The sequence below is a fragment of the Cryobacterium sp. HLT2-28 genome (assembly GCF_004402495.1).
Lineage (GTDB): Bacteria > Actinomycetota > Actinomycetes > Actinomycetales > Microbacteriaceae > Cryobacterium > Cryobacterium mannosilyticum.
In genome coordinates, this window is the sequence record NZ_SOFH01000016.1 from 112,334 (window position 1) to 138,405 (window position 26,072).

Sequence of the window (26,072 nt, forward strand, 5' to 3'; positions counted from 1 at the left end):
CGATGGTTCACTTCGAACCGGCCGACGAGGTCACTCCGATCAGCGCGGCCCGCGCGAAAAGCAAGGCTCGGGCCGCGGCGAAGGCCCTGTCGGCCGAACCGGCCGCGGAGGACTTCGCCGCGGGAACACCGGCACTGGCCCCGGTCACCTACCTGCGCGGTGGGGCCCCGGCCGGTTCAGCCCCGAATGGTTCAACCCCGAATGGTTCAGCCCCGACCGCGGCGCCGCCCGAGGCGCACGAGGCAGACGAGGATGCCCCGGGTGCGGCTTCCTCGGCCACCGCCGAGGCCGACGCGGCGGCCGAACGGGAATACGCGGAGCAGGTGCTGCTGCAGCGGCTGCGCGCACGCTCACTGTCGGCCACCGAGGCACGCACTGTTCTGGCCGGCACCGAGATCGCCGAACACGAGATCGACGAGGTCATCGACCGGTTCGCCGAACTCGGCTACATCGACGAGGGCAAGCTGGCCGACCAGATCCTGCACAGCCACCACGAACGCAAGGGCCTGGGCCGGTCCGGGGTGCAGGCCGAGATGCGCCGCCGCGGCCTCGACCACGACCTGATCCTCGAAAAGCTCGAAGAGCTCCCCGACGACGAGGCGGAACGCGCCATCGAACTGGCCTGCAAGCGGGTGCAGCAACTGGGCCGCCTCGACGACCAGACCGTCGACCGGAGGCTGACCGGGTTCCTCATGCGCAAGGGTTACGCCTCGTCCGCAGTGCGCCTGGCCGTCAAGGCCGCCCTGGCGTCCCGGTCCGGTTCCGGGGGAGCATCACGGGTGCGGTTCCGCTGATCCGGCGGTCCTTTCCCGCGCTCAGGGTTCGACGCGTAAACTGAGGCCACTATGACCCGCAGTACCCCCGCATCCCCATTCTCCGGCGCCGTGACGCTGAGCCCACCGGCAGCAAGCACCGAGGACGACCCGATGACCCGCACCCGCACCCTGATCGCGCCGTCGAGCGCGGCCCGCGCCGCGGACGGCCGGGTGCGCACCTACGAGGTGCGCACCTTCGGCTGCCAGATGAACGTGCACGATTCCGAACGCCTGAGCGGTTCGCTCGAGGCGGCCGGTTACGTCCCCGCCGCCGGCGAGGAGGCCGACATCGTCGTGCTCAACACCTGCGCCGTGCGGGAGAACGCAGACAACAAGCTCTACGGCAACCTGGGCCAGCTGGCGTCGGTGAAGCGGCGCCACGAAGGCATGCAGATCGCCGTGGGCGGCTGCCTCGCCCAGAAGGACAAGGACACGATCCTGGCCAAGGCCCCCTGGGTCGACGTCGTGTTCGGCACCCACAACATGGGGTCGCTGCCCAGCCTGCTGGAACGGTCCCGCCACAACGGCGAGGCCCAGCTCGAGATCCTCGAGGCGCTGGAAACCTTCCCGTCCACCCTGCCGACCAAACGCGACTCCAGCTACAGCGGCTGGGTGTCCATTTCGGTCGGTTGCAACAACACCTGCACGTTCTGCATCGTGCCGGCGCTCCGCGGCAAGGAGAAGGACCGCCGTCCCGGCGAGATCCTCGCCGAGATCCAGTCCCTCGTCGACGACGGGGCGATCGAGGTCACCCTGCTCGGCCAGAACGTCAACTCCTACGGCGTCGAATTCGGAGACCGTCTCGCGTTCGGCAAGTTGCTGCGCGCCGCGGGACGGATCGAGGGGCTGGAACGCATCCGGTTCACCAGCCCGCACCCCGCCGCGTTCACCGACGACGTGATCGACGCGATGGCGGAGACCCCGGCGGTCATGCCGCAGCTGCACATGCCCCTGCAATCCGGCTCCGACCGCATCCTCAAGTCGATGCGGCGCTCCTACCGCTCCGCCCGTTTCCTCGGCATCCTCGACCGGGTGCGGGCCCAGATGCCGCACGCGGCGATCAGCACCGACATCATCGTCGGTTTCCCCGGCGAGACCGAGGAGGACTTCCAGGAGACCCTCCGCGTGGTCGAACTGGCCCGGTTCGCGACCGCGTTCACCTTCCAGTACTCGATCCGGCCAGGCACCCCGGCCGCCACCATGGCCGACCAGGTGCCCAAAGAGGTCGTGCAGGACCGCTACGAACGCCTCGCCGCGCTCCAGGAACGCATCTCCTGGGAGGAGAACCAGGCCGTGATCGGCCGAGAGGTCGACCTCCTGGTCGCCAACGGCGAGGGCCGCAAGGATGCCGACACCCACCGGCTGAGCGGGCGCGCCCCCGATAGCCGGCTGGTGCACTTCGACGTCCCGGCAGGGTCCGAACTGCCCCGGCCCGGCGACATCGTCACCGTGACCGTGACCCAGGCCGCGCCGTTCCACCTGATCGCCGACTCGCTCGACGGCTCCCCGCTGCGGATCCGGCGCACCCGTGCCGGCGATGCCTGGGACCTGGCCGAGGCCGAGGCGTGCGGGGTGCCCAGCCACGGCGGTGCAGCCGCGACGGGCGGCGCCGTGTCCCTCGGAATGCCGACCCTGGGCCTGCCCTCCACCGTGCTGCCCGCCGCGGAGCGCAGCACGGTTTCCACGACCCCGATCTACGACGTCACCGACGGGGAGCGCTAACCGGGTGCACGACGTCGACACGGACGCCGGCCCCGGACTGGTGGTCGTGGTCGGGCCGACCGGCACCGGCAAGTCCGAGCTCTCCCTCGACCTCGCGGAACGCCTGGCCGCGCGCGGCCGGGCCGCGGAGATCGTCAACGCGGATGCCATGCAGTTGTACCGCGGAATGGACATCGGCACCGCCAAGCTCTCCGTGGCGGAACGCCGCGGCATCCCGCACCATCTCCTCGACGTGCTGGCGGTGACCGATGAGGCCACTGTCGCGCGGTACCAGGTCGAGGCCAGGGCGGCCATCACCGAGATCATCGGGCGGGGAGCCGTGCCCATCCTCGTCGGCGGCTCCGGGCTGTACGTGTCGTCTGTCGTGTTCGACTTCCAGTTCCCCGGCACCGACCCCGTGCTCCGGGCGCGGCTGGAGGCCGAACTGGTCGAGCAGGGCCCCGGCGCGCTCTACGCCCGGCTCAAAGCCGTCGACCCGGCCGCTGCGGCCCGGATCGGCGCGAGCAACGGCCGCCGGCTCGTGCGCGCGCTCGAGGTCGTCGAAATCACCGGAGCCCCGCACTCCGCGGCGCTGCCCGGTGACCCGGTCTACTGGCGGCCGACCGTGACCGTCGGGCTGCGCACGCCCCGGGACGAGCTGACGCCCCGCCTCGACGCGCGTGTCACCGCGATGTGGGCCGCGGGGCTGCCCGACGAGGTCGAGGCGCTGATCCCGGCGGGAATCGAAACCGGCGTCACGGCCAGCCGGGCCATCGGCTACGCGCAGGCGCTCGGCCAGCTTCGTGGCACCCTCACCCCTGCCGAGGCGATCGAGCAGACCCAGCAGTTCACCCGCCGCTACGCCCGGCGACAGGTCAGCTGGTTCAAGCGCTCCCCGCACACCCACTGGATCGACTCCGCCGCCGCCGACCGGGTGCAGCAGGCCGTCGATCGGATCGACGGCGGGATGCCGGCGACGCCGCTCTCCTAAACTGGACCCATGGGACTGGATCTGAACTTCACCAAGGGCCACGGCACGGGCAACGATTTCGTGTTGTTCGCCGACCCTGACGGCCGCATCGACCTCACCCCCGACCAGATCCGCGCTGTCTGCGACCGCCGGTTCGGCATCGGCGGCGATGGCATCATCCGTGCGGTGCGTTCGCGCAGCCTCGACGCGGGCGGCGCCGCACTGGCCGAGGACGACCAGGCCGAATGGTTCATGGACTATTGGAACGCCGACGGCACCGTCTCGGAAATGTGCGGCAACGGCATCCGCGTGTACACCCGGTTCCTGGTGGAGCAGGGCCTGGCCACGCTCGCCGGCGGCGAGACCCTGAGCATCGGAACGCGCGGGGGAGTGCGCGACGTGCAGCGCGGCGGAACCGGCTACCAGGTCGACCTCGGCCGGTGGAAGCTCGACGGCGGGGAACCGCTCGTGCGGGCCAAGAACCTGCCGGTCGCCCGCCCCGGCCTCGGCATCAACGTGGGCAACCCGCACGTCGTCGTGGCCCTCGCCGACGACGCCGAACTGGAGAACGCCGACCTCACCTTCGTGCCGCAGCTCGACCCGGAGCCGTCGGCCGGCGCGAACATCGAATTCGTGGTGCCCAACGATCCGTTGGTCGTCGACGGCGTCGGCCGCATCCGGATGCGCGTGCACGAGCGCGGCAGCGGCGAAACGTTGTCCTGCGGTACCGGCGCCGCCGCGGCGGCCCTCGCGACCCGGCACTGGGCCGGAGCCGGGGCACCCAACCAGTGGCGGGTCGAAGTGCGGGGCGGCGTGCTGGGCGTGCGGATGTTCCCGACCGAGGACGGCGAGCACGTGTCACTGTCCGGCCCGGCCGACCTGGTCTTCGACGGGGTCTTCCGCCTGGCCTGAGAACGCGCCGGACCGGCTCCGTGTCAGGCGTCGTGCCCGGGAGTCACTCGTGGCGCTTGACGCGGAGCACCCGGAAGCCCTTGCTGATGGCGTGCCGGCTGGTCGTGAACTCGTCGGGCAGGTCGCCGTCGAGCCAGCGCTGCAGCGAGTCGGAGCCGAGGTTGCGCTGCACGACGAGCCAGGCATCCGAGTCGGGCTCCAGGCGCGGCAGCCAGGTGTGCAGGAGGTTGTGCAGCTCGCTCTTGCCCACCCGGATCGGCGGGTTCGACCAGATCGTGCGAAAGCTCAGATGGGCCGGAACCTGGTCGGGCAGCACGGCCGTGACGTTGGTCAGGCCCAGCTTCTCCGCGTTGAGCCGCACGAGGTCGAGCGCGCGCTCGTTCACGTCGACCGCCCAGATGGTGGCCCGGGGCGAGGCGAGGGCCAGGTGCAGGCTGATCGGTCCCCAGCCGCAGCCGAGGTCGAGGAAGTCGCCGCCCGGCGGCGGGGTCGGAGCGTTGCCGAGCAGGACCTGGGTGCCGGTGTCGATGTGGTCGGGGCTGAAGACCGAATTGGCGGTCGTCAACAGCCGGTCCTGGCCGCCCAGCGAAACAGTGATCTGCCTGAGTTTCAGGGCGCTGTCGGGTGCCGGGGTGAAGTAGTGGTCTGAGGCCATAGTAGGGAACCTATCGTGCTTCGAGGAACTAAGGTTAAAGCAATGATTGAGCCAACCGAGCACGACAACGACGACGATGTGGTAGCGCGCGTCCTGGCCAGCGCCGAGAGCAAAGCCGCTGGCTATTCGCTATTCCGGAGCGGTTCCGCCCAGGCCCTGCAGGCCGACTCGTCCACCGCGGAATCCGACGAGGGCCACGACGGGGCGCAGCAGGATCGGGAGGACCGCAACGCGCTCCGCCGCGTGCCCAGCCTCTCCACCGAACTCGAGGACGTCACCGAGGTCGAATACCGGCAACTGCGACTCGAGAACGTCGTGCTGATCGGCCTGTACACCCAGGGCACCGTGGCCGACGCGGAGAACTCCATGCGCGAGCTCGCCGCCCTCGCCGAGACGGCGGGCGCGACCGTGCTCGACGGGCTGATGCAGCGCCGCGCCAAGCCCGACGCGAGCACCTACCTCGGCAAGGGCAAGGCCGAGGAACTCGCCGGCATCGTGAAGGCGATGGGCGCCGACACCGTGATCGCCGACACCGAACTGGCCCCCAGCCAGCGACGCGCACTCGAGGACGTGGTCAAGGTCAAGGTCATCGACCGCACCGCCGTCATCCTCGACATCTTCAGCCAGCACGCCAAGAGCCGCGAGGGCAAGGCGCAGGTCGAACTCGCCCAGCTCGAGTACCTCCTGCCGCGCCTGCGCGGCTGGGGCGACTCGATGTCCCGACAGGCCGGCGGCCAGGTCGGCGGCGCCGGCGCGGGCATGGGCTCCCGCGGCCCCGGTGAAACGAAGATCGAGCTCGACCGGCGCCGCATCCATACCCGGATGTCCCGGCTCCGCAAGCAGATCCTCGAGATGAAACCCGCCCGTGAAGCCAAGCGGGCCAACCGCAAGCGCAACTCCGTGCCATCCGTCGCCATCGTCGGCTACACCAACGCCGGCAAGTCGAGCCTGCTCAACCGGATCACCCGGGCCGGCGTGCTCGTGGAGAACTCCCTCTTCGCCACTCTCGACGCCACCGTGCGCAAGTCGACAACGGCCGACGGGCGCCTGTACACCCTCACCGACACCGTCGGCTTCGTGCGCAACCTGCCTCACCAGCTGGTCGAGGCCTTCCGTTCCACCCTCGAGGAAGTGGCCGACGCCGACGTCATCGTGCACGTCGTCGACGGCTCCCACCCCGATCCGGCCAGCCAGCTCTCCACGGTGCGCGAGGTGATCGGCGAGGTCGGCGCCAGGGACATCCCCGAGATCGTCGTCTTCAACAAGGCCGACCTCGTCGGCGAGGACGACCGGCTGGTGCTGCGGGGGCTGTGGCCGCAGGGCATCTTCGTCTCCGCCCGCACCGGCGAGGGCATCGAGGAGCTTCTCGCGGCCGTCTCCGAGCTCCTGCCGCGCCCCAAGATCGAGCTCAGGCTGCTCATCCCCTACGAGCGCGGCGACCTCATCGCCGCGCTGCACGACCAGGGACAGGTGCTCTCGACGGACTACGTCGAGACCGGCACCGAGGTGACCGCCCTGGTCACCCCCGACATCCAGGCCCAGTTCGGCCCGTTCATCGTTCGGCCCTCCGTCAGCGCCTGAGCCGGATCTGGGCAGGCTCGATCACCGGGGCCGGCTCTCGACAGGTTCGATCACCGCGGCCTGCGCGAAACATAAAGTCACAGTCTGGCGGCCCCCGAGCGGGGTTGCTAGAGTCTCATTCAATCGTTGCCGCCGAGGTTTCACGTCGGGGGCATGGAGCGACAGCCGAGCCCGGCATCCGCCCGCGAACACCCGCCAGGCCTGCCTGGCGGTCCGCGGCCGCCCGGCACCCGCCGGTGCGGGCAACTGTCGAATGAGGTGCACATGCAGAAGACGTCGGACCCGGCCTGTTCCGGTCGAATCCCGTTCTCCTTCGAGCTCTATCCGGCCAGGACGGATGCGGCCGCATCCGCTCTCGAGACGACGATCGAGCGGCTCGCCGCGGCCGGGCCGGACTTCCTCTCGGTCACCTACGGTGCCAACGGGTCCTCCCGCCGTTCCTCGCTCGACGTGCTCAGCCGGATCCTGCGCACCACGAACGTCGAGGCCATGGCCCACCTCACCTGCGTCGGCTCCACCCATGAGGAGGCGAACCGGCTGATCCGTGAGTTCCTCGACGCGGGAGTGCGCAGCTTCCTCGCGCTGCGCGGCGACCCCCCGGCGGGAACGAAGGAGGGCGAGGCGTTCCTCGGCGACTTCGGCAGCGCCGCCGAACTCGTGCAGCTCATCCACCGGGTGCAGGCCGAGAAATCGCCGTACCGGGAGTCGATCATCCCCGGCATCCCGGCCGCCCGCGCCGTGAAGCCCGGGCGCGAGAAGGTGCGCATCGCCGTGGCGGCGTTCCCGAACGGGCACCCGCGCTCCCGGTCCTCGGCGCAGGACATCGACACCCTGCTCGCCAAGCAGGCCGCGGGGGCGAACCTCGGCATCACGCAGCTGTTCTTCCATGCCGACGACTACCTTTGCTTCGCCCAGCGCGCCAGGGAGGCCGGCGTCCTCTTCCCGCTCCTTCCCGGCATCATGCCGGTGACGAGCCCGGCGAGACTGCGCCGCATCATCGAGCTGTCCGGCGAACAAATGCCCTCCGACCTCTCGATCCAGCTCGAGATCGAACCGACCAAGGAAGGCCAGCGTGAGATCGGCATCCAGCACGCCATCGACCTCGCCGGCCAGGTGATCGCCGGCGGGGCTCCCGGGCTGCACCTCTACGCCTTCAACGAGCACGAGACCGTGCTCGAGGTGCTCGGCGGCTGCGGACTGCTCACGGCTCCGGTCTCGGCGCCGACGAAGCTGCCGGCGACCGTGTAGATCGGCCCCGCGGCGGCTCGTCCCCGGCCGTCACCCTCTTCCTTTCCCCTCCCACCGAACGGCCCGCACGCGCCTCGGAGATACCGTCGCGCCCGAAATCGTGCGGGCACAGGCACTGCTCGCACCGAAAAGCCCCGCACCATCCGAGGCACGATCCCACCCCGCAAAGGACACCCCATGACCGCCACCTCCCCATTCCCTGCCGGCACCATCCTCGGCTACCCGCGGATCGGCCCCCGCCGCCAGCTCAAGAAGGCCGTCGAGTCGTTCTGGGCCGGCACGACCAGCGCCGCCGAGCTCGAGGACACCGCGGCCACCCTGCGCCAGGCCACCCGGGAGCGCCTCGTGGCCCTCGGCCTCGGCGCCGACGACTCGTCCATCCCCGGCTCGTTCTCCTTCTACGACCAGGTGCTCGACACCCTCTGCACCGTCGGAGCCGTCCCCGCCCGGTATGCGTCGCTGGTGGGCGCCGACGGGGGGATCGACCTGGCCGGGTACTTCACCCTCGCCCGCGGCGCGGGCGAGAACCTGCCGCTCGAAATGACGAAATGGTTCGACTCCAACTACCACTACCTGGTCCCCGAAATCGGCCCGGAGACCGTGTTCTCGCTCTCCAGCGATCGCATCGTGCGCGAGTTCGTCGAGGCGAAAACGGCCGGCTACCTCACCCGCCCGGTCATCGTCGGCCCGGTCACGTTCCTCCTGCTGAGCAAGGCCAGTGACGAGGCCCCCGCCGGATTCTCGCCGCTGGACCGCCTCGACGACCTGCTCCCCGTCTACACCGCCCTGCTCCAACGACTTGCCGAAGCCGGCGCCGAGTGGGTGCAACTCGACGAGCCGGCTCTGGTCAGCGAGAGCATCGACGCCCCTCGGGACAAGGCACTGACCGCGCTCGGCCGGGCCTACGCCACCCTGGGCCGTCTTGCCGCCCGGCCGGCCATTTTCGTCGCGGCACCCTATGGCAGCCTCGACGACGCCCTTCCCGTGCTCGCCGGCACGCCGGTCGACGCGATCGGACTCGACCTCGTGCGCGGCGCCCTGCCCCAGGACACCCCCGGCCTGGCCGGGAAAACCCTCGTCGCCGGGGTGATCGACGGGCACAACATCTGGCGCGGCGACCTGGCCGGCGCGCTCGAGAAGGCCGAACGGCTTAGCGCCCTCTCCCCGCGGGTAGCCGTGTCCACGTCCACCTCCCTGCTGCACGTTCCCCACGACGTCGACGACGAGTCCGCGCTCGGCGACGAACTGACGTCCTGGCTGGCCTTCGCCGACCAGAAGGTCGGCCAGGTCGCCGCAGTGGCCCGAGGCCTGTCGAAGGGCCGGGAAGCCATCGCGGCCGAGCTGGCGGCAGCATCCGCCGCGCTCGAATCCCGGCGCAGCGCGCCAGGCGTGCGAGACGCCGCGGTGCGGGCCCGCGCCGGGGCGCTCACCGAGGCCGACTTCAGCCGCGGCGACTATCAGACTCGGCTGGCCGCGCAGGATGCCGCCCTCGGGTTGCCCCTGCTGCCGACCACGACCATCGGGTCCTTCCCGCAGACCGGGGAGATCCGCCGGGCCAGGGCCAGGCACCTCGCCGGAACGCTGTCCGCCGACGGCTATCGCACCCTGATGGAGGCGGAGATCGCCCGGGTGGTCGCCTTGCAGGAGGAGATCGGGCTCGACGTGCTCGTGCACGGCGAGCCGGAGCGCAACGACATGGTGCAGTACTTCGCCGAGCAGCTCGAGGGCTTCCAGGTGACCGAGAACGGCTGGGTGCAGTCCTACGGCAGCCGGTGCACCCGGCCGTCGATCCTCTGGGGAGACGTGTCCCGGCCCCGCCCGATCACCGTCGACTGGTCGACCTACACCCAGGGACTGACCAGGAAGCCGGTCAAGGGGATGCTCACCGGACCGGTCACGATCCTCGCCTGGTCGTTCGTGCGCGACGACCAGCCGCTGGGGGACACCGCCCGGCAGGTCGCGTTGGCGCTCCGGGACGAGATCACCGACCTCGAGGCGGCCGGGATCGGCCTCGTCCAGGTCGACGAACCTGCCCTGCGCGAACTCCTCCCATTGAAGAAGAAGGACCACGCCGACTACCTCGACTGGTCGGTCGGCTCCTTCCGCCTCGCCACGGCCGGCGTGGCCGACGCCACCCAGATCCACACCCACCTCTGCTACTCGGAGTTCGGCGTGGTGATCGACGCCATCCGGAACCTCGACGCCGACGTCACCAGCATCGAGGCCGTGCGCTCCCGGATGGAGGTTGTCGCCGACATCGAGGCCGGCGGATTCGACCACGGCATCGGACCGGGCGTGTACGACATCCACTCACCGAGGGTGCCGAGCGTGGCGGAGATCACGGAACTGCTCGACCGGGCCCTCGAATCCATCCCGGAGCGCCAGGTCTGGGTCAACCCGGATTGCGGACTCAAGACCCGCGGCTACGCGGAGACCGCCGAATCGCTGCACAACATGGTGACCGCCACCCGCGCGGTGCGCGCGCGCATCGGTGCCGGCATCCCCGCCTAGCAGCGGCCGCGGCCTGAGCGCCACCCGAACGCAGAACGGCCCTGCCGGAACACCGACAGGGCCGTTCTGCGCGAGAAGATCAGACCGAGCGCAGCACCGCCACGATCTTGCCGAGAATCTCGGCGTGGTCGCCGACGATGGGCTCGAAGTTGGTGTTGCGCGGCAGCAGCCAGATGTGTCCGTCGCGCTGGCGGAAGACCTTGACCGTCGCCTCGCCGTCGAGCATGGCCGCGACGATCTCGCCGTTCTCGGCCGTCTTCTGCTGGCGGACGACGACCCAGTCGCCGTCGCAGATGGCGGCGTCGATCATCGACTCGCCGACGACCTTGAGCATGAAAAGTTCGCCCTTGCCGACCAGCTGGCGCGGGAGCGGGAAGATCTCGTCGATCATCTGGTCGGCCATGATCGGCACGCCGGCCGCGATCCGGCCGACCAGCGGCACCATGGCCGCATCGCCGACCTGCACACCCGACTGGTAGCTCTCCGCACCGCCGGCCGCCACGTCCTCCGGCGACTGCGGAATCTCGATCAGCACCTCGAGCGCCCGAGGCCGGTTCGGGTCGCGCCGGAGGTACCCGCTCAGCTCCAGCTGGTTGAGCTGATGGGTGACGCTCGACAGCGACGAGAGGCCGACCGCGTCCCCGATCTCGCGCATGCTCGGCGGATAGCCGCGCTCACTCACCGAGCGCTGGATCACGTCCAGGATGGCGAGCTGTTTCTCACTGAGGCTCTTGCGCCGCCTGGTTCCGCCCTTGTCGCGGGGACCGCTGCTGTCCTGCGTCACGATGTCGCTCCTCGTCTCGGTGAACCGGTCCTGTCGGCGGTCGAAACCGCCGTCAGACCCGAATGTCGGTGGCGTCTGGTTGATTCAATCCAGACAATCGAAACTGTATCCATCTCGAGCACGATAAACAAACATCTATTCGAGTGTGTCGTCACATTTTTTTGGGAAACAACGGAAATATTGCTTGATTGTTCGAAGAATCGAATATACATTCGGAACATAGGTTCGCATCCGGCTTTCCCGGCCGAGAGCCGGATGCGTTTTTACACAGGAGGTTCGACATGAGCACTGCAATCGGAATGACTGCCCTCGGAAGCAACGGGGCGCTCGACCTGGGCGCCGTCCGATCAGGCACCGTCCAGATGCCCTCCGTCCGCACCCGCCTGCACCTCACCCGACGCGGTCGAGTCGTCTTCACGACGCTCGCAGCGATCCCCCTCGCCGCCGCCGCGCTCGCCCTCGCCCTCAACGGCGGGATCGCAGCGGCGGAGGGCACCAGCGCCGGTGCGGCCACGGTGGCCGACGTCGCAACGGTCTTCGACTACGTCACCATCGCGTCGGGCCAGTCCCTGTGGCAGCTGGCCGAGACCATCGCCCCCACCTCAGACCCGCGCGACGTGATCGCCGAGATCGTCAGCCTGAACCAGCTGCCTTCCGAGAACGTGCAGCCGGGCCAGCGCCTCGCCCTGCCGGCCAGGTTCTGAATCGACTGGGGCGTGATCGGTACCGCCCGGGGGACACCCGGGCATCCCCGGTAGCATTGGGGGAGTGACCAGTCTCAACGACCTGCCCCTCCGCGACAATCTGCGCGGACTCACCCCCTACGGAGCACCACAACTGCACGTGCCCGTCGCGCTCAATGTGAACGAGAACACGCACGGGATCCCCGACGCCGTCGCGGGCGACATCGTCGCCGCGATGGCCGAGGCCATCCGCACCATCAACCGCTACCCCGACCGCGAGTTCACCGAACTGCGGGAGTCGCTGGCCCGGTACCTCGGCCACGGTCTCACCCGGGAGAACATCTGGGCGGCCAACGGCTCGAACGAGGTGTTGCAGCAGGTGCTGCAGGCCTTCGGCGGTCCGGGCCGGTCGGTCCTCGGCTTCGCGCCGACCTACTCGATGTACCCCCTGCTGGCCTCCGGCACCGGAACCCGGTGGATTGCCGGCACCCGCGACACCGACTTCGAGCTCAGCCCGGCCACCGCCAGGAGCTGGGTCGACGCCGAGTCGCCCGACCTCGTCTTCCTCTGCTCCCCGAACAACCCCACCGGCACCCCGCTGTCGCTCGACACGATCGCGGCGGTGTACGACGCGGCCGACGGAATCGTGGTCGTCGACGAGGCCTATGCCGAGTTCGGCCCGTCCGACGCGCCGAGCGCACTCACCCTGCTGCCCGGGCGGGAACGGCTCCTCGTCTCCCGCACCATGAGCAAGGCGTTCGCATTCGCCGGCGCGCGGGTCGGCTATCTTGCGGCCGACCCGGCGGTGACGGATGCCCTCCGCCTGGTGCGCCTGCCCTACCACCTGTCGGCCCTCACCCAGGCCGCGGCGATCGCGGCCCTGGCACACAGCCCCGAGATGCTCGCCATGGTCGACGACATCCGCGGTCAGCGGGACCGCCTCGTCACCGAACTTGCCGTCCTCGGCTACCGGCCACTGCGCAGCGCGAGCAATTTTGTGTTGTTCGGCGGGGTGGACGATCCCCGGGGCACCTTCGAGGCTTTGCTGGCGGAGGGCGTCCTGGTGCGCGACGTCGGAATTCCGGGGCACCTGCGGGTGACGGCGGGCACCGAGGCGGAGACGACCGCGTTCCTCGAGGCACTGGCCGGGCTCGGGCAGCACTCCGCCGCCCGGCCCAATAAACTGTCGGAATGAGCCTGACTCCCACGACCTCCTCGCCCCGCGTCGCCCACCTTCAGCGGGAGACCAGCGAGTCGAGCATCGACCTGACGCTCAACCTGGACGGCACGGGTGTCTCGGACATCCAGACCTCCGTCCCGTTCTACGACCACCTGCTGACCGCGTTCGCCAAGCACTCGCTGACCGACCTGACCGTGCGCGCCCGCGGTGACATCGAGATCGACGTGCACCACACGGTGGAAGACATCGGCATCGTGCTCGGCCAGGCGATCCGCCAGGCGCTCGGCGACAAGTCGGGCATCTCCCGTTACGGCGACGCCCTCGTGCCGCTGGACGAGGCCCTCGTGCAGGCCGTCGTCGACATCTCGGGCCGCCCGTACCTGGTGCACCGCGGCGAGCCGGCCGGTTTCGAGTTCCACCTGATCGGCGGTCACTTCACCGGATCGATGGTGCGGCACGTCTTCGAGGCGATCACGTTCAACGCCGGCCTGACCGTGCACATCACCGTGCAGGGCGGCCGTGACCCGCACCACATCGCCGAGGCCGAGTTCAAGGCCTTCGCGCGCGCTTTCCGTCAGGCGAAGGCGTTCGACCCGCTCGTCTCCGGCATCCCGTCGACCAAGGGTGCGCTGTGAGCCGTGTCGTCGTGTTCGACTATGGCACCGGCAACGTGCACTCGGCCGTCAAGGCGCTCGAATTGGCCGGTGCCGAGGTGACGCTGACCAGCGACCGGAAAACGGCCCTCGAAGCCGACGGTCTCGTGGTTCCGGGGGTCGGCGCGTTCAGCGCGGTGATGGCTGCCCTCAAGGCGGTGCGCGGCGACGAGATCGTCGACCGCAGGATCGCCGGCGGCCGCCCGGTCCTCGGGATCTGCGTGGGGATGCAGGTTCTGTTCGAACACGGCGTCGAACGCGGCGTCGACACCGAGGGCCTGGGCGAATGGCCTGGCACCGTCACCCGACTCGAGGCGCCCATCCTCCCGCACATGGGCTGGAACACCGTCACCCCCGCCGAGGACTCCGTGCTGTTCCGGGACATCGAAGAGGAGCGGTTCTACTTCGTGCACTCCTACGCCGCTCAGGAATGGACCCTCGAGGTGATGCCGCCGTTCCCGAAGCCCCGGCTGACCTGGGCCGAGCACGGCGTCCCGTTCCTCGCCGCGGTCGAGAACGGACCGTTGTCGGCCACCCAATTCCACCCGGAGAAGTCCGGGGAGGCCGGCATCCGCCTGCTCTCCAACTGGCTCGGCTCGCTCCGCGGTTAGCCGGTCCCTTCGCCTGACCCTGGGCCGCGCGCCCACCCCGATCTGAGGACTCCCATGACTGAGCAGCACCCCACCCCGCGTCTCGTACTCCTGCCCGCCGTCGACGTGGCCGGCGGCAAGGCCGTGCGCCTCACCCAGGGCGAGGCCGGCACCGAGACCAACTACGGCGACCCGGTCGACGCGGCCCTCGACTGGGCCAGGCAGGGTGCCGAATGGATCCACCTCGTCGACCTCGACGCGGCGTTCGGCCGTGGCAACAACACCGAGGTGATCAGGAACGTGATCCGCTCGCTGCCAGGCGTTCGGATCGAACTCTCCGGCGGCATCCGCGACGACGCGTCCCTCGCGGCCGCGCTCGGCGCCGGCGTAAGCCGGATCAACCTCGGCACCGCGGCGCTCGAGGATCCCGAGTGGGCGGCCCGGGTGATCACGGAGCACGGCGACGCCGTCGCGGTCGGCCTAGACGTGCGTGGCACGACCCTCGCGGCACGCGGCTGGACCAAGGACGGCGGCGACCTCTGGCAGGTACTCGCCCGGCTGGAAGACGCCGGCTGCGCCCGGTACGTCGTCACCGATGTCACGAAGGACGGCACCCTGCAGGGCCCCAACATCGAGCTGCTCCGCCAGGTGATGGAGCGCACCGACCGCCCCGTCGTGGCGTCGGGCGGCATCTCCAGCCTCGCCGACATCGCCGCGCTGCGCGAGCTCGTCCCGCTCGGCCTCGAGGGCACGATCGTGGGCAAGGCCCTCTACGCGGGCGCCTTCACCCTGGGCGAGGCACTGGATGTCGCCGGCGCGTAACCTCGGTTCGACCGGCGAACCGGCCGGTCCCGCCGATTCCGCCGGGCAGCCGTGGGCCGGCCGGGAATTCGAGGCGAACACCCATGCCGACGACGACGGGGCGGCGCCCGAGGCGCTGCTCGCCGCCCTCGCGCTCTTCCGGGCCCGCGAGACCGGGGAGGAGAGCGTCGTCGACGCCCTCCGCACGGCCCGGCTGCTCATCCCGCTCGTGACCGCGCTCGGCGACGCCGGCGTCGGCCCGACCGGTCTCGTCATCGACAAGACCCAGGAACTCTCGATCATCACCGTGGCCGGCCCCGACGGCCGTGGGGTGCTGCCCGTGTTCTCCTCGGCGGCCGCGATGCGGTCCTGGAACCCCGAGGCCCGTCCCGTCCCGTTCGACGGTGTGCGGGTGGCGCTGGCGGCGGCCCAGGAGAACACCGACCTGGTCGTGCTCGATCCGACCACCGACACCGAATTCGTCATCCGGCGCCCCGCGCTGTGGGCGATTGCCCAGTCGCAACCGTGGACGCCCAGCTATGCGAGCAGGCAGGTGGCGGATGCCTTCGCCGCCTCGATCGCCACCGAGCTGACGGTGCTCGACGCCCGGCTCAGCGCGGGGGACCCGCAGTCCCGGCTGGCCGGCCCCGAACTGGTCGTCCGGCTGGAACTGGTCGACGGGCTCACCCGCACCGAACTGGACGCCACCCTCGCCCGGCTCGCCGCCCGCTGGTCGGCGAGCGACGTCATCGCCACCCAGGTCGATTCCCTCCGGGTGCAACTCAGCGGGTCCGCATAGCCCCCGGTGGAATGCGGCGCCGGTCAGTCATTTCGGGCAAGATGGTGCCATGACCGAGGTGCTGCGACGATTCTCACCGGCCACCCGCGCCTGGTTCGGCGAGGCGTTCGCGGCGCCCACCCCGGCCCAGCTCGGCGCCTGGGACGCCATCTCCCGCGGCTCGCACGCGCTCGTCGTCGCGCCGACCGGCTCAGGCAAGACGCTTGCGGCCTTCCTCTGGGCCATCGACCGGCTGGCCTCCCGGGCCGGTGAACCCGGAGCGGGCGACGCGCCCCCGACGACGACCGTGCTCTACATCTCCCCGCTCAAGGCCCTCGGCGTCGACGTCGAGCGCAACCTCCGCGCGCCGCTCGTCGGCATCAGCCAGGCTGCTCTGCGCCTCGGGCTCGAACCGCCCCGGGTCAGCGTCGGCGTGCGCTCCGGAGACACCCCCGCCGCCGACCGGCGCCGCCTGGTCAAGGTGCCGCCCGACATCCTGATCACCACCCCCGAGTCCCTGTTCCTCATGCTCACCTCGGCGGCGCGGGAATCCCTGCGCGGCATCGACACGATCATCATCGACGAGGTGCACGCCGTCGCCGCCAGCAAACGAGGCGCGCACCTCGCCCTCTCCCTCGAACGGCTCGACGACCTGCTCGCCGCCCCGGCCCAAAGGATCGGACTGTCCGCCACCGTGCGCCCGGCCTCCGAGGTCGCCCGTTTCCTCGGCGGCTCCGCGCCCGTGGAGATCGTCGCCCCGGCCGCCGGCAAACGGTTCGACCTGCGGGTCGTGGTCCCCGTGGACGACATGAGCCAGGTCGGCCCGGTCGAGCCCCGGGAAGGCCAGGCCGCGGCATCCGCACCGCAGCCGGGGTCGATCTGGCCGCACGTGGAGGAGGCGATCGTCGACGAGGTGCTCGCGCACTCCTCCTCGATCGTGTTCGCGAACTCCCGGCGGCTGGCCGAACGCCTCACCGCGCGCTTCAACGAGATCTACGCCGGGCGGCTGCAGGACGCCGAAGCGGGCGAGGACCCGACCGGTCAGGCAGGCAACGACCGGCCGGCGGCACCGGATGCCCGTGCCGCCGCGCCGCCGGCGACCCGCCAACCCGCCGAGCTGATGGGGGCCAGCGGCCGGAGCGAGGGCGCGGAACCCGTGCTCGCCCGGGCGCACCACGGCTCGGTCAGCCGAGAACAGCGGGCCATGATCGAGGACGACCTCAAGAGCGGGCGGCTGCGCTGCGTGGTGGCGACCTCCAGCCTGGAGCTCGGCATCGACATGGGCGCGGTCGACCTTGTCGTGCAGGTCGAGTCGCCGCCGTCTGTCGCGAGCGGGCTGCAGCGGATCGGCCGGGCCGGCCACCAGGTCGGCGAGGTCTCTCGCGGTGTCATCTACCCCAAGCACCGGGCCGACCTCATCCACTCCGCGGTCGCCGCGGAACGGATGGTGGCCGGGCTGATCGAGTCCCTGTCCGTGCCGGCCAACCCGCTCGACATTCTCGCCCAGCAGACCGTGGCCGTCACGGCGCTCGAACCGGTGCAGGTCGAGGACTGGTTCGACACCGTGCGCCGGAGCGCGCCGTTCCACACCCTGCCGCGTTCCGCGTTCGAGGCCACCCTCGACCTGCTCGCCGGGCGCTACCCGTCCGACCAGTTCGCGGAACTCCGGCCCCGGATCGTCTGGGACCGGGAGGCCGGAACCCTCACCGGACGGCCCGGCGCCCAACGGCTGGCCGTGACGAGCGGCGGCACCATCCCCGACCGAGGCCTCTTCGGCGTGTTCATGGTCGGCGGGGAGCAGGCCACCGGCCGCCGGGTCGGCGAACTCGATGAGGAGATGGTGTACGAGTCCCGGGTCGGCGACGTCTTCGCCCTCGGCGCGACCAGCTGGCGCATCCAGGAGATCACCCACGACCGGGTCCTTGTCGTCCCCGCCTTCGGCGAACCCGGCCGGCTGCCGTTCTGGAAGGGCGACGGCCTCGGCCGTCCCGCCGAACTCGGCGAAGCCATCGGCGCCTTCATCCGGGAGGTCTCCGCGCTCCCGGCGGCGGAGGCCAGGGCCCGCTGCTCGGCCGGCGGCCTCGACGACCGCGCGGTCACCAACCTGCTCTCCTTCCTCGGCGACCAGCGCGCCGCGACCAGCCACCTGCCGACCGACCGCACCCTCGTCGTCGAACGGTTCCGCGACGAGCTCGGCGACTGGCGCGTCGTGATGCATTCCCCCTTCGGCATGCAGGTGCATTCGCCCTGGGCGCTCGCCGTCGCCGCCCGGGTGCGGGAGCGGTACGGGATCGACGGGGGCTGCGTCGCCAGCGACGACGGCATCGTCGCCCGCATCCCCGACACCGACTCCGAACCGCCGGGCGCCTCCCTCTTCGTCTTCGACCCCGACGAACTCGAACAGCTCGTCACCGATGAGGTCGGCGGGTCCGCCCTGTTCGCCTCCCGGTTCCGGGAGTGCGCCGCCCGGGCGCTGCTCCTCCCGCGCTACAACCCGGGCACCCGGTCCCCGCTCTGGCAGCAGCGGCAGAAGGCGTCGCAGCTGCTCGAGGTGGCCCGGGCCTTCCCGACCTTCCCGATCATCCTCGAAACCATCCGCGAGTGCCTCCAGGACGTCTACGACCTGCCGGCGCTGGTCGGCCTGGCCCGGCGGATCGCCGACCGGTCGCTGCGGCTGGTGGAGGTGCACACGGACACCGCCAGCCCGTTCGCCAGCACCCTCCTGTTCGGCTACGTCGCGGCCTTCATGTACGAGGGCGACTCCCCGCTGGCCGAACGACGGGCCACCGCCCTCTCGATCGACTCCAGCCTGCTCGCCGAGCTGCTCGGCCGGGTCGAACTGCGCGAGCTGCTCGACCCGGCGGTGATCGAGGCGACCGACCAGGAACTGCAACGGCTCCCCGACGACCGCAAGGCGAAGGGGATCGAGGGGATCGCCGACCTGCTCCGCGGCCTCGGCCCGCTGACCACCGCCGAGGTCGCCGCTCGGCTTGCCGTCGCCCAGGGGCCGGAGGCAACCCAGGGGTCGGGCGCGGCGGAGGGGCTGCTCGAACTCGCCGCCGCCAGGCGGGCGCTCCAGGTCAGTTACGCCGGTCGGGACTGGTGGGCCGGAATCGAAGACGCCGGCCGGCTGCGCGACGCCCTCGGCGTGCCGGTGCCGCTCGGGGTTCCCGCCGCGTTCACCGAGCCCGTGCCCGACCCGCTCGGCGACCTCGTCAGCCGGTACGCTCGCACCCATGGGCCGTTCACCACCGCCGACCTCGCCGAGCGCTTCGGCCTGGGCCCGGCCGTCGTCCTCGGCGCCCTGCGCCGGCTGGCCGGGGCCCGCCGGATCGTCGAGGGCGAGTTCCGTCCGCACGGCACCGGAAGCGAATGGTGCGACGCCGAGGTGCTGCGGCGGTTGCGACGGCGCTCGCTCGCCGCACTCCGGCACGAGGTCGAACCCGTCGACCAGGTCACGGTCGGACGGTTCCTGCCGGTCTGGCAGCATGTCGGCGGCCGGCTGCGCGGAATCGACGGCGTCGCATCCGTCATCGAACAGCTCGAGGGGGCGCGGATCCCCGCCTCGGCCTGGGAATCCCTCGTTCTGCCCGCCCGGGTCGCCGACTACCGGCCGGCGATGCTCGACGAGCTCACCAACTCGGGCGAGGTGCTCTGGGCCGGGGCCGGCACCCTCGCCGGCAACGACGGCTGGATCAGCCTGCACCTGGCCGAGACGGCGCCGCTCACCCTGCCCGCTCCGTCCCCGTTCGAGACGAGCCCGCTGCAACAGGAGATCCTCGGCACGCTCGGCGGCGGGGGAGGGTTCTTCTTCCGCCAGCTCGCCGATGCCGTCGGCAGCCAGGACGACACCGTCCTCACCGTCGCGCTCTGGGACCTGGTCTGGGCCGGGCTCGTCGGCAACGACACCTTCGCCCCGGTGCGCTCGCTCATCGCCGGCGGGCACACCGCCCACTCCACCCGCCGACCGGCCCCGCGGGCCCGGCTGCACGGCGGGCGCATCCTGGCCAGGCCGAGCCTGCCGCAGCGGGGCGGGCCGCCGACCGTCTCCGGCCGCTGGTCGATCGTGCCCGTCGCCGACGACTCGCCCACCCGCCGTGCGCATGCGCTCGGCGAGACCCTGCTCGAACGCTACGGCGTGGTGACCCGCGGGGCCGTGGCCGGGGAGGGGGTGACCGGCGGGTTCGCCCTGGTCTACCGCACCCTGCGCGGCTTCGAGGAGGTCGGCCGCTGCCGCCGCGGCTACTTCATCGAGGGGCTCGGCGCGGCCCAGTTCGCCACCGTCGGCACGATCGATCGGCTGCGTTCCTTCGTCGAACTCGGCCGCGGCGCCGGGGCGCCCGCCGAGCCGGTGGCGGTCACCCTGGCCGCCACCGACCCGGCCAACCCCTACGGCTCCGTGCTGCCCTGGCCGGCCCTGCCGGAGGGCACCAGCCACCGGCCCGGGCGCAAAGCCGGCGCCCTCGTGGTGATCGTCGACGGCGCCCTCGCGCTCTATGTCGAGCGCGGCGGCAAATCCGTGCTCGCCTACGCCGCGGGCGACGCCGTCCTCGCCGCGGCGGCGACCGCCCTGGCCCGCACCATCTCCGCCGGCCGGGTCGTCAAGCTCGGCGTCGAATCCGTCAACGGCCTCTTCGTGATCGGCACCCCGGCCGGGCAGGCGCTGCAGGCCGCCGGGTTCGGCGTCACCCCGAAGGGGCTGAAGCTGCATGCCTGAGGGCGACACCGTCTACCGCGCTGCCCGCACCCTCGACGGCGCCCTGCACGGGGCCACGCTCACCCGGTGCGACCTCCGCGTTCCCCGCTTCGCGACCGTCGACCTGACCGGCGAGACCGTGCACGAGGTGGCCAGCCGGGGAAAGCACCTGTTGATGCGGGTGGGGGAGGCCAGCATCCATTCGCACCTGAAGATGGAGGGTGCCTGGCACCTGTACCGACCGGGGGCGGCCTGGCGGCGGCCCGCGTTCCAGGCCCGCGCCGTGCTCGAGACGGCGGACTGGGTGGCGGTGGGCTTCGACCTCGGCCTGCTCGAGGTGCTCCCGCTGGCCGAGGAATCCGCCCGGCTCGACTATCTGGGGCCCGACCTGCTCGGACCCGATTGGGATGCGGCCGAGGCGGTGCGTCGCCTCCGGTCCCGGCCCGAGCGCGCGGTCGCCGTGGCGCTGGCCGACCAGTCCAACCTCGCCGGGCTCGGCAACGAGTACGTCAACGAACTCTGCTTCCTGCGCGGCCTGCTGCCGACCCGTCCCGTCGGCGAGGTGACGGATGTCCCGGCGCTGGTGGCCCTCGCCCGTCGCCTGATCTTCTTCAACCGCGACCGCACCGAACGGGTCACCACCGGCAACACCCGCCGCGGAGCCCAGGACTGGGTGTTCTCCCGCGCCGGCCTGCCCTGCCGGCGGTGCGGCACCCCGATCGAGCGGGGCCGGCTCGGCCGCAACGCCCTAGAACAACGGGACACCTTCTGGTGCCCGCGCTGCCAGACCTGACCCCGCACCCCCTGTCGCCGAACTGTGACTTCGGCCCCGTTTTTGGGCCGAAAAAGCCGCCGAACTCACAGTTCGGCGGCCTGGACGGGCCGGCTAGTTGACCGGGCCGGTGAACTTCTCGCCCGGGCCCTGGCCGATCGGGTCGGGGATCGCCGACGCCTCGCGGAAGGCGAGCTGCAGCGACCGCAGGCCGTCGCGCAGGCTCCGCGCGTGCATGTCGGAGATGTCGGGGGCGGCGGCGGTGATCAGGCCGGCGAGGGCGGTGATGAGTTTGCGCGCCTCGTCGAGGTCGGTCTGCGTCTCCGGGTCGTCGGCGAGGCCGACCTTGACCGCGGCCGCGCTCATCAGGTGCACGGATGCGGTCGTGATGATCTCGACCGCGGCCACATCGGCGATATCCCGGGTGGCTTGAAGTGCTTCCTGCTCGTTGCTACTCGTCACTGAATTCCTCTGTTAGACTCGACCGGGCTCCGAGATGCAAATCTCGGTACGAAAGTGGATAATCTCCCACCCGCGCATACCGCTTCATCAAGGTTACCGGGTTGTTTACACTCCGCCGTCGCGGCGCTGGATTTCCAGTTCGCGAAGGTAGACAGGGTGTCGTAGACGGTGTTCGAACGAAAAGTTCAGACCCGGATGCGCGATTTTCCTCTCTTCGTCTGCGGGCGACATCCGTCGTCAGTTGCAGTCACGATGCATGAGAAGAGGAGAGACGCATCAGCGATCCCCGTACAAATGACCGTATTCGCGTCCCCGAAGTCCGTCTCGTTGGTCCCAACGGCGAGCAGGTCGGGGTTGTGGCCATCGATGTTGCGCTGCGCCTGGCACAGGAAGCAGATCTCGACCTCGTCGAGGTCGCGCCGACCTCCAAGCCGCCCGTTGCCAAGATCATGGACTACGGCAAGTTCAAGTACGAGGCTGCGCAGAAGGCCAAAGAGGCCCGGCGCAACCAGGCGAACACCATCCTCAAAGAGGTTCGGTTCCGTCTCAAGATTGATAAGCACGACTATGAAACCAAGCGCAAACGCGCCGAAGGCTTCCTGAAGGCCGGCGACAAGGTCAAGGCCATGATTCTGTTCCGTGGCCGTGAGCAGTCCCGACCCGACCAGGGTGTACGTCTGCTTCAAAGATTTGCCGAGGATGTCGCCGAGTTCGGTTCCGTGGAATCGACTCCGATGATCGACGGTCGAAACATGGTCATGGTCATTGGACCTCTGAAGAACAAGTCAGAGGCCAAGGCGGAGGCTAACGCACACAAAGCTGCCGACAAGGCAGAAAAAGTTGCCGATAAGGCTGACAAGGTTGCCGATAAGGCAGCGAAACTGGAGGAAAAAGATGCCTAAGATGAAGACCCACTCCGGGACGAAGAAGCGCTTCAAGGTGACCGGTTCCGGCAAGATCATGAAGCAGCAGGCCGGCCTGCGACACAACCTCGAGGTCAAGAGCACTCAGCGTAAGTCTCGCCTCAACCAGGACCAGGTGCTGGCCAAGGCCGACATCAAGGTCATCAAGAAGCTTCTCGGTCGCTAGACCCCGTACCCCTTAAGGAACCAGAACAATGGCAAGAGTAAAAAGAGCGGTAAACGCTCACAAGAGCCGTCGCGTCATCCTCGAGCGCGCCAAGGGCTACCGCGGCCAGCGCTCGCGTTTGGTCACCAAGGCCAAGGAGCAGCTCACTCACTCCTTCACCTACAGCTACCGTGACCGCCGTGCACGCAAGGGTGACTTCCGTCGCCTGTGGATCCAGCGGATCAACGCTGCGTCCCGCCAGAACGGCCTCACCTACAACCGTCTGATCCAGGGCCTCGCCCTGGCCGGCATTCAGGTTGACCGTCGCATCCTCGCCGACCTCGCGGTCAACGAGGCGGCCACCTTCGCCGCCATCGTCGAGAGCGCCAAGGCAGCACTGCCCGCCGACACGTCGGCGCCGAAGGTTGCCGCGTAGCTTCCACCCCCAGCAACACGCACTCTTCACGGGAGCGGGCCGAGCGCCCGCTCCCGTTCTGCGTGCCCTGGAGCCGAGGCGAGCGCCATCCCGCGCGGCTGCTGCCGCCCGGCAGCGTGGCCGGTAAGCTGGTCTCATGTTAGATAATCCCCGTTCTCCGCGCGTGCGGGCTGTCGCGAAACTGGCGAATCGAGCCGCGCGCTCCGAGACCGGACTGTTCCTCCTCGAGGGTCCGCAGGCCGTCGCCGAGGCCCTCACCTACCGCCCCGAACTCGTCGTGGAGCTGTACGCCACCCCGACCGCCCTCGAGCGCTACACCGACATCGCCGACACGGCCGTCGAAGCCGGCGTCGACGTGGAATTCGTTACCGAACAGGTGCTCGAGACCATGGCCGACACGGTCACCCCGCAGGGTTTCGTGGCCGTCTGCCACCAGTTCCCCACCTCGGTCAAGGACATTTTCGCCAATGAGCCGCGCCTGATCGCCATTCTCGAAGAGGTTCGCGACCCCGGGAACGCGGGCACCATCATCCGTGCCGCAGATGCCGCCGGCGCCGACGCGGTCATCCTCACCGGCCGCAGCGTCGACCTCTACAACCCCAAGGTCGTGCGCTCGTCGACCGGGTCGATCTTCCACCTCCCCGTCGCCGTCGGGGTCACCCTCGAAGACGTGCGCGACCGCGCCCGGGAGGCCGGCCTGCAGCTGTTCGCCGCGGATATCAAGGGAACCGACCTGCTCCAGGCCCGCAACGAGGGGCTGCTCCTCGCCCCGACCGCCTGGCTGTTCGGCAACGAGGCGCGCGGGCTCAGCGACGAAGACCTCGCCAAGGTCGACCGGTCCATCTCGGTGCCGATCTACGGTCACGCCGAGTCGATGAACCTCGCCACGGCGGCCTCCGTCTGCCTTTACGAGAGTGCGTTCGCCCAGCGCAGCTAGCCACGAACGACGACGGCGGTATCACATGACGTGTGGTGGCGTCGTCTTTTTTTCTCCCCTAGGTTGGGGGTATGGAGCCTACTGAGTCAGCGCCGGCTACGTCCAACATCACCGTTCGCCGGGGTGAGCCGCTGGTCGTCGTGAAAGACGTCAACAAGAACTTCGGCGACCTGCACGTTCTCAAGAACATCAACACGGTCGTCACCCGTGGTGAGGTCGTCGTCGTCATCGGGCCGAGTGGGTCGGGCAAGTCGACGCTGTGCCGGGCGATCAACCGGCTTGAGACCATCGACTCCGGCAGCATCACGATCGATGGCCAGGCGCTCCCCGCGGAGGGGAAAGCGCTTGCGCGCCTCCGCGCGGATGTCGGCATGGTGTTCCAGTCGTTCAACCTCTTCGCGCACAAGACCGTGCTCGACAACGTCACCCTCGGCCCGATCAAGGTTCGCGGTCTCTCCAGGGCCGCGGCCGAGGAGAAGGCGATGGCTCTGCTCGAGCGCGTCGGGGTGGCGAACCAGGCCCACAAGATGCCGGCGCAGCTGTCCGGCGGGCAGCAGCAGCGCGTCGCCATCGCGCGGGCCCTGGCGATGAACCCCAAGGTCATCCTGCTCGACGAGCCGACGAGCGCGCTCGACCCCGAGATGATCAACGAGGTGCTCGAGGTGATGATCGACCTGGCCAATGACGGCATGACCATGATCGTCGTGACGCATGAGATGGGATTCGCCCGCAAGGCTGCCAACCGGGTGATCTTCATGGCCGACGGCGAAATCATCGAAGAGACCACCCCGGAGCACTTCTTCACCGACCCCCAGACCGACCGGGCGAAGGACTTCCTGTCCAAACTCATCACGCATTGACCTGAACGACAAATTCCGCGGTGGCGAATTGCCCCGCACCACGAAAGGAATTCACATGCGCAAGAGAATGACTCTCCTCGCCGTGATCGCAGCATCCGCTCTCGCGCTCACCGGCTGTTCCGGGCCCAACCCCGCGGGCGGCGGCGCCTCCGATTCCGCAAGCAAGTCCCCGTTCACGGTTGCCACCGACGTGTCCCTCACCGGCAGCCCCACCTTCGACGCCATGACGAAGCGTGGCACGGTGAAGATCGGGGTGAAGGAAGACCAGCCCGGCCTCGGCTACCTGGACGCCGCCACCGGCGAACGCAGCGGCTTCGACATTGAAATCGCGAAGTGGATCGCCGCGTCCCTCGGATTCTCCGCGGACAAGATCACGTTCGAAGCAATCCCGAGCGCCAACCGCGAGTCCGCGATCGTCAACGGTGACGTCGACTTCTACGTCGGCACCTACTCGATCAACGACAAGCGCAAGGCACAGGTCGACTTCGCGGGCCCCTACTTCGTCACCGGGCAGGGCCTGCTGGTCGCCGCTGACAACAAGACGATCAAGAGCGAGAAGGACCTCGCGGGGACGACGGTGTGCTCGGCGACGGGCTCAACGCCGATCCAGAACATCAAGGCGAACTTCCCCGACACGAAAACCACCGAATTCGACACCTATTCGCAGTGTGTCGAAGCGCTCAAGGACGGTTCGGTCGACGCCGTCACGACGGATGCCGCGATCCTGATCGGCTATGCCGCGCAGGATCCCGACAACCTCAAGGTCGTCGGCGAGCCCTTCACGGTCGAGAAGTACGGCGTGGGCATGCCGAAGGGCGACGACGCACTGCGGGCGTTCACCAATGACATGTTCACCAAGGGTGGGGACACCTGGGCCGCGATCTACGACGACACACTCGGCAAGTCGGGCACCAAAGTCGAGCAGCCCAAGGTCGAAGCGTACTAACCACCAGCTCGCCGGCGCCGCCCGATCCGGGCG

24 protein-coding genes are annotated in these 26,072 nt (G+C 69.9%); 21 read left to right on the forward strand and 3 right to left on the reverse strand.

Translation table 11 applies throughout. From position 1 onward, the window contains the following. The first annotated feature begins 2 nt into the window (after positions 1-2). From E3O48_RS06620 to dapF, 4 genes are all read left to right on the forward strand, one after another. The gene (locus E3O48_RS06620; protein WP_134537788.1) at positions 3-794 is read left to right on the forward strand and encodes a regulatory protein RecX; all 792 of its coding nucleotides are present in this window, start codon (positions 3-5) and stop codon (positions 792-794) included. A 132-nt stretch (positions 795-926) separates the two neighbouring features. Then, positions 927-2,537: a tRNA (N6-isopentenyl adenosine(37)-C2)-methylthiotransferase MiaB gene (gene miaB / locus E3O48_RS06625; protein WP_134537824.1), complete on the forward strand. Its 1,611-nt coding sequence runs from the start codon at positions 927-929 to the stop codon at positions 2,535-2,537. Between the two features lie 4 nt (positions 2,538-2,541). After that, the gene (gene miaA, locus E3O48_RS06630; protein ID WP_241982431.1) at positions 2,542-3,507 is read left to right on the forward strand and encodes a tRNA (adenosine(37)-N6)-dimethylallyltransferase MiaA; all 966 of its coding nucleotides are present in this window, start codon (positions 2,542-2,544) and stop codon (positions 3,505-3,507) included. A gap of 9 nt (positions 3,508-3,516) precedes the next feature. Further along, a complete protein-coding gene (gene dapF, locus E3O48_RS06635) occupies positions 3,517-4,398 on the forward strand; it encodes a diaminopimelate epimerase (protein ID WP_134510500.1) in 882 nt (293 codons plus the stop codon). 43 nt (positions 4,399-4,441) lie between these two features. On the opposite strand, the gene E3O48_RS06640 is transcribed toward dapF, so the two are convergent. Further along, positions 4,442-5,053, reverse strand: a complete 612-nt coding sequence (locus E3O48_RS06640) for a class I SAM-dependent methyltransferase (protein WP_134510501.1) — start codon at positions 5,051-5,053, stop codon at positions 4,442-4,444. 42 nt (positions 5,054-5,095) lie between these two features. Here E3O48_RS06640 and hflX point away from each other — a divergent pair, with 42 nt between their 5' ends. The 3 genes from hflX (at position 5,096) to metE (ending at position 10,393) form a co-directional block, all read left to right on the forward strand. Next, entirely contained in the window at positions 5,096-6,634 is a 1,539-nt protein-coding gene (hflX, locus tag E3O48_RS06645) for a GTPase HflX (protein WP_134537789.1), read from the forward strand. 264 nt (positions 6,635-6,898) lie between these two features. Next, positions 6,899-7,882, forward strand: a complete 984-nt coding sequence (locus E3O48_RS06650; protein WP_134537790.1) for a methylenetetrahydrofolate reductase — start codon at positions 6,899-6,901, stop codon at positions 7,880-7,882. 177 nt (positions 7,883-8,059) lie between these two features. After that, on the forward strand, positions 8,060-10,393 hold the full coding sequence (gene metE, locus E3O48_RS06655; protein ID WP_134537791.1) for a 5-methyltetrahydropteroyltriglutamate--homocysteine S-methyltransferase: 2,334 nt from the start codon (positions 8,060-8,062) through the stop codon (positions 10,391-10,393). A gap of 79 nt (positions 10,394-10,472) precedes the next feature. Here the strand turns inward: metE and lexA are convergent, their stop codons facing one another. Beyond that, positions 10,473-11,177 (reverse strand): transcriptional repressor LexA, encoded by a 705-nt coding sequence (gene lexA, locus E3O48_RS06660; RefSeq protein WP_134537792.1) that lies wholly within the window; start codon positions 11,175-11,177, stop codon positions 10,473-10,475. Between the two features lie 281 nt (positions 11,178-11,458). On the opposite strand from lexA, the gene E3O48_RS06665 reads away from it, so the two are divergent. The 8 genes from E3O48_RS06665 (at position 11,459) to E3O48_RS06700 (ending at position 21,351) form a co-directional block, all read left to right on the forward strand. Beyond that, complete coding sequence (locus E3O48_RS06665; RefSeq protein ID WP_370249346.1) at positions 11,459-11,881, forward strand: LysM peptidoglycan-binding domain-containing protein; 423 nt, start codon at positions 11,459-11,461, stop codon at positions 11,879-11,881. Positions 11,882-11,945: 64 nt separating this feature from the next. Next, complete coding sequence (locus E3O48_RS06670) at positions 11,946-13,055, forward strand: histidinol-phosphate transaminase (protein ID WP_134510506.1); 1,110 nt, start codon at positions 11,946-11,948, stop codon at positions 13,053-13,055. Beyond that, positions 13,052-13,675, forward strand: a complete 624-nt coding sequence (hisB, locus tag E3O48_RS06675) for an imidazoleglycerol-phosphate dehydratase HisB (protein ID WP_134537793.1) — start codon at positions 13,052-13,054, stop codon at positions 13,673-13,675. The genes E3O48_RS06670 and hisB overlap by 4 nt, the downstream gene beginning before the upstream one ends. Continuing rightward, positions 13,672-14,304, forward strand: coding sequence for an imidazole glycerol phosphate synthase subunit HisH (gene hisH / locus E3O48_RS06680; RefSeq protein WP_134510508.1), 633 nt, complete (start codon positions 13,672-13,674; stop codon positions 14,302-14,304). Before hisB ends, hisH begins: the two co-directional genes overlap by 4 nt. 54 nt (positions 14,305-14,358) lie before the next feature. After that, positions 14,359-15,105 carry a bifunctional 1-(5-phosphoribosyl)-5-((5-phosphoribosylamino)methylideneamino)imidazole-4-carboxamide isomerase/phosphoribosylanthranilate isomerase PriA gene (gene priA, locus E3O48_RS06685; protein WP_134537794.1) on the forward strand — a complete coding sequence of 249 codons (747 nt, stop codon included), beginning with the start codon at positions 14,359-14,361 and terminating at the stop codon, positions 15,103-15,105. After that, positions 15,089-15,883, forward strand: a complete 795-nt coding sequence (locus tag E3O48_RS06690; protein ID WP_134537795.1) for an SseB family protein — start codon at positions 15,089-15,091, stop codon at positions 15,881-15,883. The genes priA and E3O48_RS06690 overlap by 17 nt, the downstream gene beginning before the upstream one ends. A 49-nt stretch (positions 15,884-15,932) precedes the next feature. Next, positions 15,933-20,579 (forward strand): ATP-dependent helicase, encoded by a 4,647-nt coding sequence (locus E3O48_RS06695; RefSeq protein ID WP_134537796.1) that lies wholly within the window; start codon positions 15,933-15,935, stop codon positions 20,577-20,579. Beyond that, positions 20,572-21,351: a DNA-formamidopyrimidine glycosylase family protein gene (locus tag E3O48_RS06700; RefSeq protein ID WP_134537797.1), complete on the forward strand. Its 780-nt coding sequence runs from the start codon at positions 20,572-20,574 to the stop codon at positions 21,349-21,351. The genes E3O48_RS06695 and E3O48_RS06700 overlap by 8 nt, the downstream gene beginning before the upstream one ends. A gap of 93 nt (positions 21,352-21,444) precedes the next feature. On the opposite strand, the gene E3O48_RS06705 is transcribed toward E3O48_RS06700, so the two are convergent. Continuing rightward, positions 21,445-21,792 (reverse strand): DUF1844 domain-containing protein, encoded by a 348-nt coding sequence (locus tag E3O48_RS06705; RefSeq protein ID WP_134523172.1) that lies wholly within the window; start codon positions 21,790-21,792, stop codon positions 21,445-21,447. Between the two features lie 275 nt (positions 21,793-22,067). Between E3O48_RS06705 and infC the strand changes: the two genes are divergently transcribed. The 6 genes from infC (at position 22,068) to E3O48_RS06735 (ending at position 26,039) form a co-directional block, all read left to right on the forward strand. Further along, complete coding sequence (infC, locus tag E3O48_RS06710) at positions 22,068-22,694, forward strand: translation initiation factor IF-3 (RefSeq protein WP_134510514.1); 627 nt, start codon at positions 22,068-22,070, stop codon at positions 22,692-22,694. Then, on the forward strand, positions 22,687-22,881 hold the full coding sequence (gene rpmI, locus E3O48_RS06715; protein ID WP_134364955.1) for a 50S ribosomal protein L35: 195 nt from the start codon (positions 22,687-22,689) through the stop codon (positions 22,879-22,881). The genes infC and rpmI overlap by 8 nt, the downstream gene beginning before the upstream one ends. Positions 22,882-22,909: 28 nt before the next feature. Further along, positions 22,910-23,296, forward strand: a complete 387-nt coding sequence (rplT, locus tag E3O48_RS06720; protein WP_134510515.1) for a 50S ribosomal protein L20 — start codon at positions 22,910-22,912, stop codon at positions 23,294-23,296. Between the two features lie 136 nt (positions 23,297-23,432). Then, on the forward strand, positions 23,433-24,233 hold the full coding sequence (locus E3O48_RS06725) for an RNA methyltransferase (protein WP_134510516.1): 801 nt from the start codon (positions 23,433-23,435) through the stop codon (positions 24,231-24,233). Between the two features lie 71 nt (positions 24,234-24,304). Beyond that, positions 24,305-25,093 carry an amino acid ABC transporter ATP-binding protein gene (locus E3O48_RS06730; protein WP_134510517.1) on the forward strand — a complete coding sequence of 263 codons (789 nt, stop codon included), beginning with the start codon at positions 24,305-24,307 and terminating at the stop codon, positions 25,091-25,093. Between the two features lie 55 nt (positions 25,094-25,148). Next, complete coding sequence (locus tag E3O48_RS06735) at positions 25,149-26,039, forward strand: glutamate ABC transporter substrate-binding protein (protein WP_134510518.1); 891 nt, start codon at positions 25,149-25,151, stop codon at positions 26,037-26,039. Positions 26,040-26,072: the final 33 nt, after the last annotated feature.